The sequence below is a fragment of the Candidatus Planktophila sp. genome (genome assembly GCA_030681675.1).
GTDB lineage: Bacteria > Actinomycetota > Actinomycetes > Nanopelagicales > Nanopelagicaceae > Planktophila.
Genome location: JAUXRP010000015.1, coordinates 68647 through 84399, shown reverse-complemented (window position 1 = coordinate 84399; position 15753 = coordinate 68647). Strand labels below are relative to the sequence as shown.

General features: G+C 46.3%; 13 protein-coding genes and 1 tRNA gene. 7 read left to right on the top strand and 7 right to left on the bottom strand.

What is annotated here, in order from left to right; genetic code table 11:
• Positions 1-17 precede the first annotated feature (17 nt).
• From Q8K48_04005 to Q8K48_03985, 5 genes are all read left to right on the top strand, one after another.
• Complete coding sequence (locus tag Q8K48_04005; GenBank protein MDP1851561.1) at positions 18-1085, top strand: substrate-binding domain-containing protein; 1068 nt, start codon at positions 18-20, stop codon at positions 1083-1085.
• A gap of 126 nt (positions 1086-1211) precedes the next feature.
• The gene (locus tag Q8K48_04000) at positions 1212-1976 is read left to right on the top strand and encodes an ATP-binding cassette domain-containing protein (protein ID MDP1851560.1); all 765 of its coding nucleotides are present in this window, start codon (positions 1212-1214) and stop codon (positions 1974-1976) included.
• Positions 1973-3208, top strand: coding sequence for an ABC transporter permease (locus tag Q8K48_03995; protein MDP1851559.1), 1236 nt, complete (start codon positions 1973-1975; stop codon positions 3206-3208). Before Q8K48_04000 ends, Q8K48_03995 begins: the two co-directional genes overlap by 4 nt.
• A 105-nt stretch (positions 3209-3313) precedes the next feature.
• Positions 3314-4114 carry a type IV toxin-antitoxin system AbiEi family antitoxin gene (locus tag Q8K48_03990; protein MDP1851558.1) on the top strand — a complete coding sequence of 267 codons (801 nt, stop codon included), beginning with the start codon at positions 3314-3316 and terminating at the stop codon, positions 4112-4114.
• Between the two features lie 63 nt (positions 4115-4177).
• Entirely contained in the window at positions 4178-4705 is a 528-nt protein-coding gene (locus Q8K48_03985; GenBank protein MDP1851557.1) for a WYL domain-containing protein, read from the top strand.
• A gap of 163 nt (positions 4706-4868) precedes the next feature.
• Here Q8K48_03985 and xylA read toward each other — a convergent pair whose 3' ends face one another.
• Positions 4869-6026 (bottom strand): xylose isomerase, encoded by a 1158-nt coding sequence (gene xylA, locus Q8K48_03980; protein MDP1851556.1) that lies wholly within the window; start codon positions 6024-6026, stop codon positions 4869-4871.
• 116 nt (positions 6027-6142) lie between these two features.
• On the opposite strand from xylA, the gene Q8K48_03975 reads away from it, so the two are divergent.
• Positions 6143-6223, top strand: a tRNA-Leu gene (locus Q8K48_03975).
• Positions 6224-6238: 15 nt separating this feature from the next.
• On the opposite strand, the gene Q8K48_03970 is transcribed toward Q8K48_03975, so the two are convergent.
• From Q8K48_03970 to Q8K48_03950, 5 genes are all read right to left on the bottom strand, one after another.
• Complete coding sequence (locus tag Q8K48_03970; GenBank protein ID MDP1851555.1) at positions 6239-7330, bottom strand: substrate-binding domain-containing protein; 1092 nt, start codon at positions 7328-7330, stop codon at positions 6239-6241.
• Positions 7331-7530: 200 nt separating this feature from the next.
• Complete coding sequence (locus Q8K48_03965; protein ID MDP1851554.1) at positions 7531-8625, bottom strand: substrate-binding domain-containing protein; 1095 nt, start codon at positions 8623-8625, stop codon at positions 7531-7533.
• 202 nt (positions 8626-8827) lie between these two features.
• Entirely contained in the window at positions 8828-9388 is a 561-nt protein-coding gene (locus Q8K48_03960) for a chemotaxis protein CheB (GenBank protein MDP1851553.1), read from the bottom strand.
• Positions 9388-10209 carry a protein-glutamate O-methyltransferase CheR gene (locus tag Q8K48_03955; protein MDP1851552.1) on the bottom strand — a complete coding sequence of 274 codons (822 nt, stop codon included), beginning with the start codon at positions 10207-10209 and terminating at the stop codon, positions 9388-9390. Before Q8K48_03955 ends, Q8K48_03960 begins: the two co-directional genes overlap by 1 nt.
• Positions 10194-13691, bottom strand: coding sequence for a response regulator (locus tag Q8K48_03950; GenBank protein ID MDP1851551.1), 3498 nt, complete (start codon positions 13689-13691; stop codon positions 10194-10196). Before Q8K48_03950 ends, Q8K48_03955 begins: the two co-directional genes overlap by 16 nt.
• A 323-nt stretch (positions 13692-14014) precedes the next feature.
• Here Q8K48_03950 and Q8K48_03945 point away from each other — a divergent pair, with 323 nt between their 5' ends.
• Positions 14015-14704, top strand: coding sequence for a response regulator transcription factor (locus Q8K48_03945; protein ID MDP1851550.1), 690 nt, complete (start codon positions 14015-14017; stop codon positions 14702-14704).
• Here the strand turns inward: Q8K48_03945 and Q8K48_03940 are convergent.
• Positions 14698-15729 (bottom strand): hypothetical protein, encoded by a 1032-nt coding sequence (locus Q8K48_03940; GenBank protein MDP1851549.1) that lies wholly within the window; start codon positions 15727-15729, stop codon positions 14698-14700. The genes Q8K48_03945 and Q8K48_03940 overlap by 7 nt on opposite strands.
• Positions 15730-15753: the final 24 nt, after the last annotated feature.

The window sequence follows — 15753 nt, the reverse complement described above, 5'->3', positions numbered from 1 at the left end:
CGAAAGGTGTTTCACATATGACAAAGCGCCGCCTCGCGATTACTGCAGCCTTAGCTGCAGTTGCAATCGCACTCACAGGTTGCTCAAAGGCTGAAGAAGTGAAAGAAAGCTTCGTCGGAGTAATCCTTCCAGATGCAGCATCATCAAATCGTTGGGAAACTGCTGACCGCGGATTCCTACAGGCAGCTTTTGATGCAGCCGGAGTTAAGGTCGATATCCAGAATGCAAACGGCGATGTAGCTGCATTCGCAACTATTGCAGACCAGATGCTTACTGCTGGTGCAAAAGTTCTCATTCTTGTAAACCTAGATTCAGATTCAGCTAAAGCTGTTCAGGATAAGGCCGCTGCACAAGGCGTTAAGACGATTGACTATGACCGTCTAACACTCAATGGTTCTGCTTCATACTACGTTTCATTTGATAATGAAGCTGTTGGTCGCTTACAAGGTGAAGGCATCAAGGCATGTCTCGATGCTGCTGGAAAAACGACTGCACGAATCGTGTACTTGAATGGTTCACCAACAGATAACAACGCAACTCTTTTCAAGGCTGGCTATGACTCAGTGCTACGTCCTTTGATCGATTCAAAGGCATACACACTTGTCGATGACACAGCCGTCCCAGATTGGGATAACGCAAAGGGTGGAGCTATTTTCGAACAGCAGCTTTCAAAGGCTGGCGGAAAGCTCGATGCCGTTGTATCAGCTAACGAAGGTCTTGGTCTTGCAGCGATTGCAATACTTAAGAAGAACAAGCTCAATGGCAAGGTCTGTGTATCTGGTCAAGATGCCACTGTCGATGGATTGCGTGCAATCCTTACAGGAGACATGTCGAACACTGTTTATAAGGCAATCAAGGCAGAGGCCGAAGGCGCTGCAGCCCTTGCAATCACTTTGCTTAATGGCGAAGAGGCAACAACAGCTACTGGCTCTGTAAATAACGGAACCATAGATGTACCTTCAGTTCTCTTGGTACCAGTTGGAATCACAAAGGCTAACGTGAAAGATGTCATCGCCGATGGCTTCCAGACACGTGAAGCTGTCTGTGCCGACATCGAAGACATCTGCGTAGCTAACGGACTGTAATCTCCATACCTGATAGGCAGTAAAGAACAAAAGTTGCGGCTTGGGGTAAATTCCCTGAGCCGCAACTTCTTTACTATGTTTTTAACCCAATTAATCAAAGAGATATAAAGAATTGTAGGTAGTTTAATGAGCACACCAATTCTCTCCCTGCGCGGAGTAAATAAATCCTTTGGACCGGTCCACGTTCTTCGCGACGTCGACTTTGATATTGCAGCGGGTAAAGTAACTGCTCTTGTTGGAGACAATGGCGCTGGGAAAAGCACGCTAATTAAATGTATCGCCGGAATTTACACTCCAGACCACGGAGACTTTCTCTTTGAAGACAGAAAAGTTGATATCACAGGCCCCCGAGATGCCACCGCCCTAGGGATTGAGATCGTGTATCAAGATTTAGCGCTCTGTGACAATTTAGACATTGTTCATAATATGTTTTTAGGGCGTGAAAAAAAACGCGGCCCGGTTTTAGATGAGACTGCCATGGAATCTCTTGCGCGTAAGACATTAGATGGTTTGAGTGTGCGCACCGTTAAATCAATTCGCCAAACGGTTGCATCTCTTTCTGGTGGTCAACGCCAGACAGTTGCAATCGCCCGCGCGGTTTTATGGAATAGCAAGATTGTAATTTTAGATGAACCAACGGCCGCTCTTGGCGTTGCTCAGACCGAACAAGTTTTAAATCTCGTGCGCCGCTTAGCCGATAATGGTTTAGCTGTCGTATTAATTAGTCACAACTTAAACGATGTATTTGAGGTCGCCGATAATATCGCCGCGCTTTATTTAGGCCAGATGGCGGCGCAGGTTGATAAAAACGAGGTTATACCGCGGCAAGTTATTGAATTAATTACTACAGGAAAGTCTGCTGGCGTAGAAAGTGCAGGTGCTAAGAAATGACTTCTCCAACAACTGCCGATACTTCAACTGCCGATGCAACGTTAAAAGGTGCAATGCACGACTACTGGTCCAGAATAAAGGCCGGAGATATTGGTTCATTGCCGGCGGTGCTTGGTCTTATTGCTCTTTGTATAGTCTTTGGCTCAATGTCGAGCGTCTTTTTAACTCCTGGAAACTTTGCAAATTTATTGACTCAAGCCGCTGCAGTAATTGTTATTGCTATGGGTCTGGTTTTTGTACTTCTCCTTGGAGAGATAGATCTATCGGCTGGATACACGGCCGGTGTAACAGGTGCGGTTCTGGTCATTCTGATTACTAATCATGATGTTCCGTGGTATGCGGCTTTGCTTGCAGCGATTTTTGTCGGTGTTGTCTTAGGTTTTGGTCTCGGAACTTTAGTTGCTCGACTCGGAATTCCATCCTTCGTTGTAACTCTTGCCGCCTTCTTGGCTTTCCAAGGAATCCTGCTTTTACTGGCCGGTGAAGGTGGAACGATCCGCGTTGAAGATAAGGTTATTTTGGCCGTTGAGAACTCAAATCTCACACCGACGCTGAGTTGGATTTTCTTTATCTCCGTTTCGACCATTTATGTCCTGGTTGGTCTTAACCGAATGAACACCCGTCGCAAAGCTGGTTTAAAATCCGAGCTTATTAATCTCTGGATATTAAAAACTGCGGGACTTCTTGTTATCACTGGTCTTGCTGTCTTTGCGCTCAACGTTGAACGCAGCAATAATCCAGACTTAGTAAGTCTTAAGGGCATTCCATATGTCGTTCCAGTAATTTTGTTAATTCTAGTTATCGGAACTTTCGTGCTTGGTCGCACTGCCTTTGGCCGACATATTTACGCAGTTGGTGGAAATGCCGAGGCCGCACGTCGTGCCGGCATTAACGTTAAGCGGGTTCGGATCGCGGCGTTCATGATCTGTTCGGGTCTCTCTGCAATTGCGGGAATGATCTTTGCATCTCGTCAAAACTCGGTGTCTCCAACAACGGGTGGAAGTTCAACACTTCTTTACGCAGTTGGCGCAGCGGTCATCGGCGGTACCTCGTTGTTTGGCGGAAAAGGAAAGATGCGCGATGCAATCCTTGGAGGTCTCGTCGTTGCCGTCATAGATAACGGCATGGGTCTATTGGGTTATGCCGCTGGAATCAAGTTCATTGTTACTGGTCTGGTCCTCTTGATCTCCGCAGGAGTTGATGCGATTTCACGAAGAGGCGCCAGCGTTTAGCTAACCGTTGCAATCATGATCGATAGAGTGTTATTTGAGTACCACTAAATTGCATAAATTGACACTATCTGGTAATTTACTGTCACTCAGATATTGGAGGATGCTTTGAAGCCTGCATACCGTAATAGGGATGAGATCCGATTGCTTCTTGCTCATGCTCCTGAGATATTTACAAATGAACAGGCCCGGTCAATCCTCTCAATGCAGGCTGGGTCGGTCAATCAAAAACTCTCCAGATGGGCGAAGGCAGGGTATCTTCGGCGAATTCGTAAAGGTGTTTATCTGCAAGTTCCAAACTATATAGAAGAACCACAAGAATGGTTTGGAGACGAATTCAAACTCGCGCTTAGCACTTGGCCGAACTCATATTTTACTGGATGGACATCTGCAAATCACTGGGGATTAACAGAACAAGTTTTCAGAAAACTCGTTTTAGCAACAGCAGAACGGGTGCGAACGGAAACAAAGTCGGTACCCGCCTCCAAATTTCTAGTCAAACGAATTAAAAAACTCGACCTGACATGGGGCATCGTTGATGAATGGCGAGATGGATCCAAAATCTCTTTTGCCAATCCGAGCAGGACCTTACTGGACGTGATGACATATCCAGAATTGGGCGGCGGGATTCGACTCGGATCTGAATTCTTGAAGGCGTACTTAGATGATTTCAACATTCATGAATTAGTTAAGGACGCTGAATTGCATTGTTCACGAGCTGGGATCAAGCGACTTGGCTTCCTACTTGAATTGAATGGTTATAGCAACCATTCCGAAATCGAAAGATTGAGAACAAGAATTTCGAAAGGAATCATCTCCTTGGATCCATCTAAGCCTTCAGTTGGTTCTCGAATTATGAGGTGGAACATTTTAGTAAACACACTCATTGAGACGAGAGAACGGTCATGATCTCTATTCGAGAAATTCAAACTGTGAGCACAAATTGGCCGAGGGGCGTATATTCATTCGCTATTGAAGAGCAAAAGTGAATTCGTAGGAATTTTGACACCTACTCTTGAGTTAGTTCAAACTGAGGAAAATTATCAGAATATTGTGACAGACTGGGAAGGGATGTTGGGTCATCAACTCCCACCGCCTCTCATCCCAGCCGACCTCTTTTGGAACAAACTCCCTGAGTTATTTGAGTGGTTGGCTGGACAATCTCTTATTGCCAAGTTGAGTCCTGCTGAGATTGGCAATGATGGTTCAGTACTGCTAAATCCAAGTTCTGTGAATTTTGCGCGATTTGGATTCGACATGAAACTGCTTCGTTATTGTGCTTTCAATCTTGTGAAAATCGCACTGTATTACGTTCCAGAGAAGGGCGAAGAAGGTTGGCGTCTCGTCGAGCCATACTCTTTGAGGCAAACACAAGACGGCAAGATACTTTTGTATTTGGTTAATGATAGAGGATGCCTCCGAAGTTACAGATTGGATCGAATTCAAGGCATTCGAGCATCGAACGAACCGTTCATCCCGAAATTCAAAATTGAAATCTAGGTTTATTTTCTTCAATTTGAGATACGGCATATTCCACGGATGAACACATCAAGTTTGTGCTCATAATAAATTCTCGGCATTCCTGATTCTCTGATGGGGCACCGCCGGTGCACTTGACTAACTGACCAACAGCACGAGGCTTAGGCTTCACGCAACAAACTAGTTAGCTCTGAACGCCCATTAAGTGCTCGAGTGCTAACTGGTCAATGGCTTCGTATCCATATCCACGTGTGCCTGCCGCTTCGACATCTAATGAATCATCGGCAAGATCTCTCCATGTTTCGCCGCTACTAAGAGTTGGTTCGCTCAACCCCGGGATATTTGATTCGGCCATGGCCGCGATAACTCGTGGATCGGCACGGAAAGCAAGCGCGCGCTCCTTGAGCGCCAAATACGTCCGCATATTTGCCGTTGCTGATTCCCACACACCTTTATCGCTTTCAGTGCGAGCCGGCTTATAGTCAAAGTGCTTCGGTCCGTCGTATCTATATCGCTCCAGCAAATCTACTAAGAAGAATGCAGACTTTAAATCACCATGCCCAAAGACTAAATCTTGATCAAACTTTGGACCATGTTGGCCATTTAAATCGATGTGATACAACTTTTTCTGCCATAACGCTTGTGCAATTCCATGGACGAAGTTAAGTCCTGCCATTTGTTCGTGACCGACCTCTGGATTTAATCCAACGAGTTCTGGGCGATCAAGAGTATAAATAAATGCGAGCGCATGACCAATCGTTGGCAAGAAAATATCTCCACGTGGTTCATTTGGTTTAGGTTCAATTGCAAATTTAATGTCATAACCATTCTCTGTTACGAACTCACCCAACGTGTTAAAAGCCTCTCGGAAACGATCTAATGCAACATAAGCATCTTTTGCGCCATCGGATTCGGCCCCTTCCCGCCCACCCCAACACACATACGTCTTAGCTCCAAGTTCGACTGCAAGTTCAATATTTTTCATTACTTTACGCAGAGCAAAGCGGCGAATATCTCTGTCATTTGAAGTAAATGCGCCATCCTTAAAGACTGGATGGGTAAAGAGATTTGTGGTAGCCATCGGTACTTTCATACCGGTTTCATCCAGCGCTTTCTTAAAACGATCGATATGGGTACGACGTGCGCCATCATCGCTTCCAAAAGGGATCAAATCATCATCATGAAAAGTCACGCCATGTGCGCCTCGTGCCGCTAACTCATTAACGGTACGAACTGGATCCAAAGGGCCGCGCGTTGCATCGCCAAAGGGATCGCGCGCCTGCCAACCAACGGTCCAGAGCCCAAAGGTGAACTTATCTGCAGGTGTGGGTGTTAGTGACATGGCTTCGTGCCTTTCGATTTCGCCGTTAAGTGCTGGCCGTTTTGGTACATCGCTAACTTACCTCTAATCTTGGGACCTATCCATTCAGAAGCACAAGTGGTTTCTGTGTGGATTTAGCGGGAGTGGTGAAATGGCAGACACGCAGGTCTTAGGAACCTGTGTCTTCGGACGTGAGGGTTCAAGTCCCTTCTCCCGCACAAAAGTTAGATAAATTAAATTCCGTTTGCCTTACAGAGTTCCTCTATGCCGGCACAGACATCTTCTCTCTTTTGGTAGCCATCTGCGATGACATCCTTAACATTGACTTTTGTAATTCCAATTGGTACTAAGAGAACTGAAGGCACATTAATTTTTCCATTATTTACAGAACCTGTAATTGTGGTTGGAACCGCTCCCATAAGTAGTGCCATTGCTAAATCTGCTGCGGCCTCTGCCTCTTCCCTGACCGCCTTGTAAACAGTGTTGGACAGCTCACCGGTTAGAATTGCCCGTAATCCTTCAACTCTTGCACCTTGCCCTGAAACACAGACCTTGCCATTTAGATTACTTCTCTTAAGAACTTCAATTGCGGCAAGTCCAAGACCTTCGGCGGCTGCAACTACTGCATCGAGCTTTCCGCCCGCCTTTAATAGCTGTTGCTCGAAGATAGTTCCAGCTTGAACTGGGTCCCAATCTGGAACCGATGCATCATCAACGAGTGTGTATCGCTTTGAATCAATCAATGGACGGAGTACTGAGTCATAGCCAGCCTTGAAAAGCGTTGCTTTGTAATCAGTTGGTGAACCGTTCAAATACACGATACGAGCAGTTGTCTTTCCAGCTGCATCAAGACATGCCTTGATGCCTTCACCCTGCAATTCGCCAACTCTTAGGTTATCAAATGAAACGTAGTAAGAAGCTGTGCCATTAAGAGTTAGACGGTCATAGTCAATCGTCTTAACGCCTTGGACAGCAGCCTTATCCTGAACAGCCTTAGCGGATTCTGATTCTAAGTTTGCAAGGATTAGAACAGTTGCACCATCCTCCATCATCTGGTCTGCAATGCTTGCAAATGCAGTTACGTCGCCGTTTGCATTCTGAATATCAACTGTAACTCCAGCTGCATCAAATGCCGCCTGTAGAAATCCGCGATCAGCACTTTCCCAACGCGGCAATATTGTGTCAGGAAGAATCACTCCGACGAAGCCCTCCGTGTGTTCTCCACCATTCAACATTCCTGAAGCCTTGCCAAGAGTTGAGCAACCTGTCAAAGCGATTGCAACTACAGCAAAAACTGCAGTAATCACAAGGCGGTGCTTTGTCATATATGGAAGACCTTTCGATAAAGGTAGAGCACCTCATCGGCAAGATTTTCCTGCTCAGATGAGGGAACATCTGATATCTAAGGGTAGTTGAGATTTCGCGATTAAACTCGCTATTTGTTAAATTGCCTTGACCGGAGAGATATTTTGAGTGCTGCTACTGTGGTGGCACTCACTGAAACCACTTTTGATGAAGCGAAGAATTAGATTCCGTTAGCTCTGCAGAGAGCTTCGATGTCCTTACAGACATCATCTCTCTTCTGGAAGCCATCGGCGATAACATCCTTAACTTTTGCCTTTGTAATTGCAACTGGCGTTAAGAGAACAGTTGGCACATATATTGCTCCGTTAAATTCTGAACCTGTAATATTAGTTGGGACCGCGCCCTTAAGTAGTGCGACGGCTAATGTTACCGCAGCCTCTGCCTCTGCCTTAATTGCCTTGTATACGGTGACTGATAAATCCCCTGTAAGAATTGCACGTAATCCATCAACAGTTGCATCTTGTCCAGATACACAGACCGTGCCGTTTAGTTTTTTCTTCTTAAGAACTGCTACAGCCTCAAGTCCAAGACCTTCATTTGCTGCGACAACTGCATCAATCTTTCCGCCAGCCTTTGAGAGCATCTGTTCGAATATTACTCCAGCCATACTTCTATCCCAATCTGGAACGTCCTGATCGTCGACAAGTGTGTAGCTCTTTGAATCGATAAAGGGGCGAAGTACTGAGTCATAGCCAATCTTGAAAAGTGTTGCATTGTTATCAGTTGGTGAACCGTTTAAGTAAACAATACGTGCCGACTTCTTTCCAGCGGCTTCTAAACAGGCCTGGATACCCTCACCTTGCAAGCGTCCGACAATAAGATTATAAAAAGAAACATAGTACGATGCCGAGCCATTAAGAGTCAGTCGATCATAATCAATTGTCTTCACACCTAGTGTTGCAGCTTTATCCTGAACGGTTTTGGCTGAGTCTGAATCAAGGTTCACGAGAATTAGAACTTTTGCTCCGGAAGATATCATCTGGTCTGCAATGGCTACAAATGCCACTTTGTCACGGTTTGCGTTTTGAATATCTACTTTAACTCCTGCTGCATCAAACGCAGCCTGTAGGAATCTGCGATCTGAGGTTTCCCAACGTGTCCCTGGTTCGGATCCGGGAAGAATCACTCCGACGAATCCTTCCGTATGTTCTCCACTTTTTAATATTCCTGACGTCTTGTCAAGAGTTGAGCAACCTGTCAGTGCGATTACAGTTGCTACTAAAACCGCAGTAATCACAATGTAGCGCTTTGTCATCTATGGAAAACCTTTCGATAAGGGAAGAACTCCAGGACAAAGACTTTTCGGCCCAGACGGGAATATCTGATATCTAACGGTAGTAGTAAAGGTGCGATTAAATCAGCTATTTAATGAAGTGTCTTTATTGGAGAGATATTTTGAGTACTAGTTCTGAAGAGACCTGCACTGAAAACTACTTTGCAAAAATTTCTCCTGCACATCAGTCGGTCATATTCGCTAAAAACTTCCCAATCTCTGCAAGAGTCATCACTTGCGCACTGGGCACCGCCGCCAGTGCAGCCAGAGGCATGCTTGATGCAACGGCATCGTGTGGGGACTGCACCACGGCCGCTCCACCATGGCGATGGATTGCCGCCAATCCGCGCGCCCCATCCCGCATCATGCCAGTCAGAACAATGCCAGTTACATTCGCACCGTATGCATCCGCCGCACTTTCAAAGAGCACATTAATTGACGGGCGAGCATAATCTTCTGGTTCATCTATTGAGTAGGCGAAATGGTCACCTTCGATTAATAAGTGGTAGTTAGGTGGGGCAACATATACGTGACCGGCCAGAATGGGCTCTTTGTCTAATGGAAACCCAACAGGTAGTGCGCACATAGAATCAATTGGCGGCAACAAGTCACCGCTTTCCTCCTTGTCCCGATGGAGAACGATAATTAGGGCCGCCGAAAAATCCTCTGGTAGCGCAGGCAATAAAGTGTTTAGTGCTTGCAGACCACCCAGCGAGCTCCCCATTGCCACTAAATGAAGTGCCATTAGATCATCCGCTGGAAAATTTTTTCTCGACGATTCAGAGTTCGATAATGTGATTCATGCGGCGTGAGTTGCATGGTTTCTGCTCGTCCCAACACTAATACTCCACCTTTTGTCAGGCTCTTGTAAAACAGGCGATGGGCGCGCTGCTGCAAACGGGTGTTAAAGTAAATCAACACGTTACGGCAGAGAATCAGGTGGAACTCATTAAATGAGGCATCGGTGACAAGATTGTGTCGGGCCCAAACAATCTTCTTCGAGAGATCCTTACGCATCACCGCGTGACCATGACCAGCCTGGTAGTACTCGGAAAATGCAGCCTTGCCACCTCCTGCTTGGTAGTTCTCGGTGTATTCCTTCATGAGACCCAACCTGTAGATGCCCTCCTTGGCTTTTTCAAGAACCGCTTGATCAAGATCGGTGGCATAGATACGGGTGCGATCAAGTAAACCTTCCTCCTGTAATAAAATGGCCATGGAATACACCTCTTCGCCTGTAGCACAACCGGCATGCCAGATACGTAGCGAGGGTTGCTCTTTCAACAATGGCACGACCGTAGCGCGAAATGCCCGATAGAAACCGGGATCACGGAACATTGAGGTGACGTTTACGCTCACTTCATCAAGAAAGCGTTGCATGCAGGCCGAATCGCGTAATATCTCTTCTTGCAAGGCAGATATTGATGAGAACTTTTCCAACTCAACTATACGTCGAATGCGCCGCTTCAATGATGTAGGAGCATAGTCGCGGAAGTCATAACCCCAACGCTGATATATGGCTTCCGTCAATAACAAAACTTCGATATTTTCTATTTCGATAGCCACACCTGCATCAATGAGGAGAGTTGCACGATATTGACTGGCTTACTTAAGTAATCCGAGGCTCCTGCCTCAAGACATTTTTCCCGATCTCCGACCATGGCATTGGCGGTCAGAGCAATGATTGGTAACTTCTTAAACTTCCCTAACTTACGAATCTCATGCATGGTTTCGTACCCGTCCATGTCGGGCATCATGATGTCCATTAGCACCAAATCCATGTCGGGTACTCTCTTCAGGAGATCTATAGCAGTAGCACCATTCTCGGCCGATAACACAACAACACCTCTTCGCTCTAACGCGGCGGTGAGTGCGAAAATATTGCGCGCATCATCATCCACGATTAGTACTTTTTTGCCATCGAGATTGTTCGCGGCCTCCTGAAGTTGCAGGAGCAGTTTGCGTTTCTCTTCCGGCAGGCGCGATACCACGCGGTGCAAGAACAGAGCAGTCTGATCAAGTAGATGCTCGAGTGATTCAGCGCTTTTTATTACACTGGAACTGGCAAGTTTTCTCAGCGTGGCTTGGTCGGAATCGGTAAGCGGCACACTAATAAATATGACCACAGGTATGCCTATCAGTAATTTATCCTGGCGCAGCGCAGCGATGAAATCGGTGCCACTCATATCAGAGAGTTTCGTTCCAACTACCACGCAATCAAAGGATTTTTTACTCATAGCAACCAGCCCCGACTTGCCACCAGCGGCATGGTGGATTGTGATGTCGCCATCACCGAGCAGGTCGGTAATTTGTTTATCCTCACCCTTATCGGCAGCCACTAATAACAGGTTTTTCATTGGCCGATCGAGGAAGGCATACATTGCATCCATTGCCGCAGCGAGTTGATCGCGGCTCACCGGCTTGGTGAGATGCTGGAGGGCGCCCTGCGAGAGGCCAGGCAGTGGGTCATTTTCCATGGAAATAATATTCACCGGAATATGGCGCAAGTCATGATCTCGTTTAAGTATGTCCAGAATTGTCCATCCATCCAAATCTGGGAGATGGATGTCAAGGGTAATAGCATCGGGTCTGTAGCTGCGCACCAGTTCCAGCGCCTGTATTCCGCGCATCGCAACAATTCCCTTGAATCCTTTCTCTCGTGCCAGATCAAGAATAATTTTTGCGAATATCGGATCGTCCTCGATGATTAGCAGAACGCGATCACCGTCTTTAATCGTGGCCCGATCATCCGCCGCTTCCGATTCGTGTAGCGCCCGCAGTGCCCGCTCTGAAGCATCTAAGTTCACCGCACTGTCTGCGTTAACTGGTTTGGAATGCTGTTCGCTAAGTAGTGTGCGCCCACTTTCGAGAATCGGCGTTGGAGCATCGGTATTTAAGCTCTTCTGTGGCACATAAAGCACGAAGGTGCTGCCCTGTTGAGTTGCACTTCGCAGCAATTTGAGTTCGCCACCCATTAGCCGAGCAATTTCACGGCTGATCGAGAGCCCCAAACCAGTACCACCATACTTACGGGCAGTTCCACCATCGCCCTGTTGGAAGGCCTCAAAGATCATGAACTGTTGGTCGGCTGAAATGCCGATGCCAGTATCCTCGACGGTGAAGGCGAAGACTTCATCTGCCTTGTTAAGATTCTGGTTGTCTGTGCTCCAACCAGAGGTGGCTCGATTCACGCGCAACGACACCTGTCCCTTCTCAGTAAATTTGAAGGCGTTAGAGAGCAAGTTCTTTATCACTTGCAGCAGCCGCATCTCATCGGTGATGATGGCCGGAGGCAAGTCACCTGCAACAATTACTTCGAAGCCGAGCTTTCTACTCTCCGCTGCATGGCGGAAAACGTTCTCAATCTGGTCATGCACCACAGCAAAAGGTAGCTCTGATAGATTCAAAGAGACCGTACCCGATTCGATCTTGGATAGGTCAAGAACCTCGTTGATCAACGAGAGCAGATCATTGCCCGAGGTGTGAATTAATGTTGCGAATTCCATCTCCTTCAAGTCAAGATGGCTGCTCTTGTTCTCTGCAAGAAGTCCGGAGAGAATGAGCAAATTATTCAGTGGTGTGCGCAACTCATGCGACATATTGGCAAGAAACTCGGATTTATATCTGGAAGTAAGCTCCAATTGTGACGCTTTTTCTTCAATCGCTGCCTTAGCCTGCCCAACCTCAAGGTTCTTGGTTTCCACCTCCATTTTCTGTTCTTCCAACATTTGTGCTTGACCTGCTAGTTCGTCGTTAGTCTGGCGTAGTTCTTCCTTCTGGAGCTGAAGTTCTTCAGTGAGAGTCTGTGACTCCTTGAGCAGCTCTTCTGTGCGCGTACTGGCTTCAATCGTATTCAACACTGTCCCGATGGACTCAGCGAGTTGATCTAGGAAAGCTACTTGGGTCGAAGAGAATTGCGTGAAGGCTGCCAACTCGATAACGGCTTTAACCTTGCCCTCGAAGATAATCGGCAGCACTAGGATATTCAGTGGTTTTGCCTGGCCCAGCCCGGAAGTGATCTGTATGTAGTCGTCAGGCACGTTTGTGAGCAGGATGCGCTTTTTCTCAATAGCACATTGCCCGATTAAGCCCTCGCCCATCTTCCATACTTTTGGGATGTTTTTCCGTTCTTTGTAGGCGTAAGAAGAAAGCATCTTTAGCCGAAGTTCACCGCTTATTGATTCGTTCATAACATAGAACACGCCATGTTGGAAATTCAGCAGCGATGCAAGTTCAGAGAGCACAGTCTTCGATACAATCACGCGGTCCCGCTGACCTTGTAGCATCACTGCTAACTTAGTTAAGTTTGAATTGAATTCATTTCTCTCATTATCCAAATTTCTCAATTCTGTCACAACAACCTGAGTTCTCTCCAATTCCTCCGTGTTTAACGAAAGATCATCCATTTGAGTCTTAATTGAATCTTTGATTGACTTGTATCCCGCTGAAAAAGTAACACCAACCCATATAATTAAAATTAAAAGCATCAAAAGAAAGAGATAAACAATCAATAGGTTTCTCGTGAGGGTTTTTTGGCGCCCTGATGTGGCCAATTTAAACTGCACTTCCATTTCTTTCTGAAAAGAAATGAACAATTCTGTAGCAATTCCTGTGATATTTTTTAAACTCGGAGTGATTGCAGCATGGGTGGTCACCTGCAATTGGAGGGGAAGAAACCCATTGGGCGATTTTTGAATCACGACATCTGCGGTCTTTAAAGCTTGGAAAGATGATGGACTCACTAGGTTGCTAACGGATGTGCCGCTTAAATTATTAAAGGTATTCAAGCGTTTGGCGAGCAAAACTCGGGCGTCCTCTACCTCTCTTTTGGATACATTGCCCCTCAACCATCGTTTGGCTATTGCTACATACCCGAGCGCCTCTCGCTGAGCAAAAATGATTGATGACGAAGAAGCGCCGGCCTCGGAAAAAATCTTATTAATTTTTGCTGGTACGCGAGACGTGGAAAGCATAGAAAGTGTCATCACTACTAGCATGACCACAGTTAGTATCGCAAGAATTAGCTGCGCGCGCTTGAAGCGGATCATTGTTTAATGACATACGAAGTCGCGCCATACAACAGGGTGATTTCAATATCCTGCCGTTGGGATCTCAGTGTAATCATCACCACTAGAGCCTCTCTCGGTTCCTGATCTTTGCCATTTATTACCTCTTGAAATTGAGTTGAAGTGGGAGACCCCTGGCGCGCTCTGCGACAATGCAATATGCGTAGCACCGTTCGTTTAGATCGTAACTGCGATGTTCTTGTCGTCAATTCCCCCGACGAGACTCATCTATTGGGCCTGTGAAATAAAGTGCATCTCGTCGCATGGTTGACGTAACTTAGTGAATTGAAGGATACTCGTATACCATGAAAACGGAAGAGCCGGCAAATCTAATAGATTCAGATGGGTCGCCTATCCGCGTCCTTGTTGTGGATGATCACCCAATTTTTAGGTTCGGTGTCTGCGAGCGGATCAAGGCAATGGGCGGGCGCGTCATACTGGTCGGTGAGGCCAGTGATGGAATTGAGGCCCAATCATCGACTGCTGCTCTGCGGCCTAATGTAATTTTGCTAGATCTGAATATGCCAGGAATATCTGGAATTGAGACCACTAGAAATATCAAGGCGGATTTTCCTGAGACCCACATTATTATCCTCTCCTCTGATGACAAAATGGAGGATATTAAATTAGCGCTCAAGGCAGGAGCTAGCGGATATTTGCTCAAATCCGTCGCCGCGCCTGAACTGCAAGAGGCTATCTTCAAGGTCGTCCAGGGCATTCCAATTCTCTCTTTAGCGGTGACCCGGGATATGTTAACTGCCTTGAGCCAACCCCCTGTTACTGCCAGCGTTCTTTCTAGGCGCGAGATAGAAATTCTCAAAATGGCCTCCATCGGCGCGAGCGACAAAGATATCGCTAAGGCGCTCTCTATTAGTAAGCGCGACGTGGAGTCAGATATACGCACAATCTCCCAAAAGTTGGGAACCTCATCGCGCACCGAAGCAATCACTCAAGCTATTCGAAATAAAATAATTAAAAGCCCTAAAAATTATTGACTGGCGAATGCTCTAAGAGCTTTTGTATATCTGCGGTGCCTTCGATAATGCACGATAGTATTTAACAGAATAACGAAAGTCACGATGAAAAATTGCACGAAAAACATATCAAGTAACATCTTCGCAGTGCCTAGCGTCGGAACAGATTTTACAACTTTATAGACTTCTGAATCTCCATTTAGAGTATAAGAAAGACTAAGAGTCTGACCTGCTCGAGGTGGTATGGCTAAAGTTATTAGGCCATTTTCACCCGGAACTGAAATTTCGCTAACTTGGACTATCTCAGATGTACCCGAAAAAGCATCGCGGAGAGAAAGAACATCACCAACGACTAAGTTGGACGCTAGTGCCTCTTCCGTAATAAGTAGATCTCCTTTTTGAATTCCAGCGACTTCATAACTTGTTAAGGCGGGAATAACTTCTGTGCCGAGAAAGCTGTGTAAACCCGCGGGCAAAAGTAGCGAGAAGAGAATTAAGGAGATATACATCAAGTTGAAGGCGTGCATCCAATCGAAGTGATGCCCAATCGATAAGGAATTTTTTTCAACATCATGCATATCTGAAGAGATCGCGCTCTTCTCTTCAATCGCTTCAACACCATGTGTGTGTGAATTGACCGAATTTGTCGGTTGAACTTCATGGACTAATTCCATTGGTTGAGCTTCATGGTCTAACCGTTTGGTGATTACATCCAACATCTCGCTGATGCGCAGAAGAACTTGTTGCTCACTCACTAGTGCGCTATCGGCAGAGAGAACCTTTGAATTGCTCTGTTCCTTTACTCCACCGTATTCATCACCTGTGTAAATGTTGATGACGGAACCAAGTGATTGAACTGAATCAACTCCTGTTTTTGGAGCAGCTGGTTTTGTCTCTGAAGGATTTTGGGTAGCCGAATTCACTCGCTCTTCCTGCTCTGATTTTTCAATAATTACAGCGCCTTGCGGCATATAGATAGTCATCTTCTGACCTTGCGCTTCATCTTCTGGTCTAACTTGACTTGATGCGGGAATTTCATCAGTCATTTCGGCGTACCTCCTTTCGCTTAA

Excerpts from the sequence above, each read along its gene's own strand:
- xylA (MDP1851556.1), bottom strand. The coding sequence starts at position 6,026 with ATGTCACTAACACCCACACCTGCAGATAAGTTCACCTTTGGGCTCTGG.
- Q8K48_04000 (MDP1851560.1), top strand. The coding sequence starts at position 1,212 with ATGAGCACACCAATTCTCTCCCTGCGCGGAGTAAATAAATCCTTTGGA.
- Q8K48_03995 (MDP1851559.1), top strand. The coding sequence starts at position 1,973 with ATGACTTCTCCAACAACTGCCGATACTTCAACTGCCGATGCAACGTTA.
- Q8K48_03940 (MDP1851549.1), bottom strand. The coding sequence starts at position 15,729 with ATGACTGATGAAATTCCCGCATCAAGTCAAGTTAGACCAGAAGATGAA.
- Q8K48_03950 (MDP1851551.1), bottom strand. The coding sequence starts at position 13,691 with ATGATCCGCTTCAAGCGCGCGCAGCTAATTCTTGCGATACTAACTGTG.
- Q8K48_03965 (MDP1851554.1), bottom strand. The coding sequence starts at position 8,625 with ATGACAAAGCGCTACATTGTGATTACTGCGGTTTTAGTAGCAACTGTA.
- Q8K48_04005 (MDP1851561.1), top strand. The coding sequence starts at position 18 with ATGACAAAGCGCCGCCTCGCGATTACTGCAGCCTTAGCTGCAGTTGCA.
- Q8K48_03945 (MDP1851550.1), top strand. The coding sequence starts at position 14,015 with ATGAAAACGGAAGAGCCGGCAAATCTAATAGATTCAGATGGGTCGCCT.
- Q8K48_03970 (MDP1851555.1), bottom strand. The coding sequence starts at position 7,330 with ATGACAAAGCACCGCCTTGTGATTACTGCAGTTTTTGCTGTAGTTGCA.
- Q8K48_03960 (MDP1851553.1), bottom strand. The coding sequence starts at position 9,388 with ATGGCACTTCATTTAGTGGCAATGGGGAGCTCGCTGGGTGGTCTGCAA.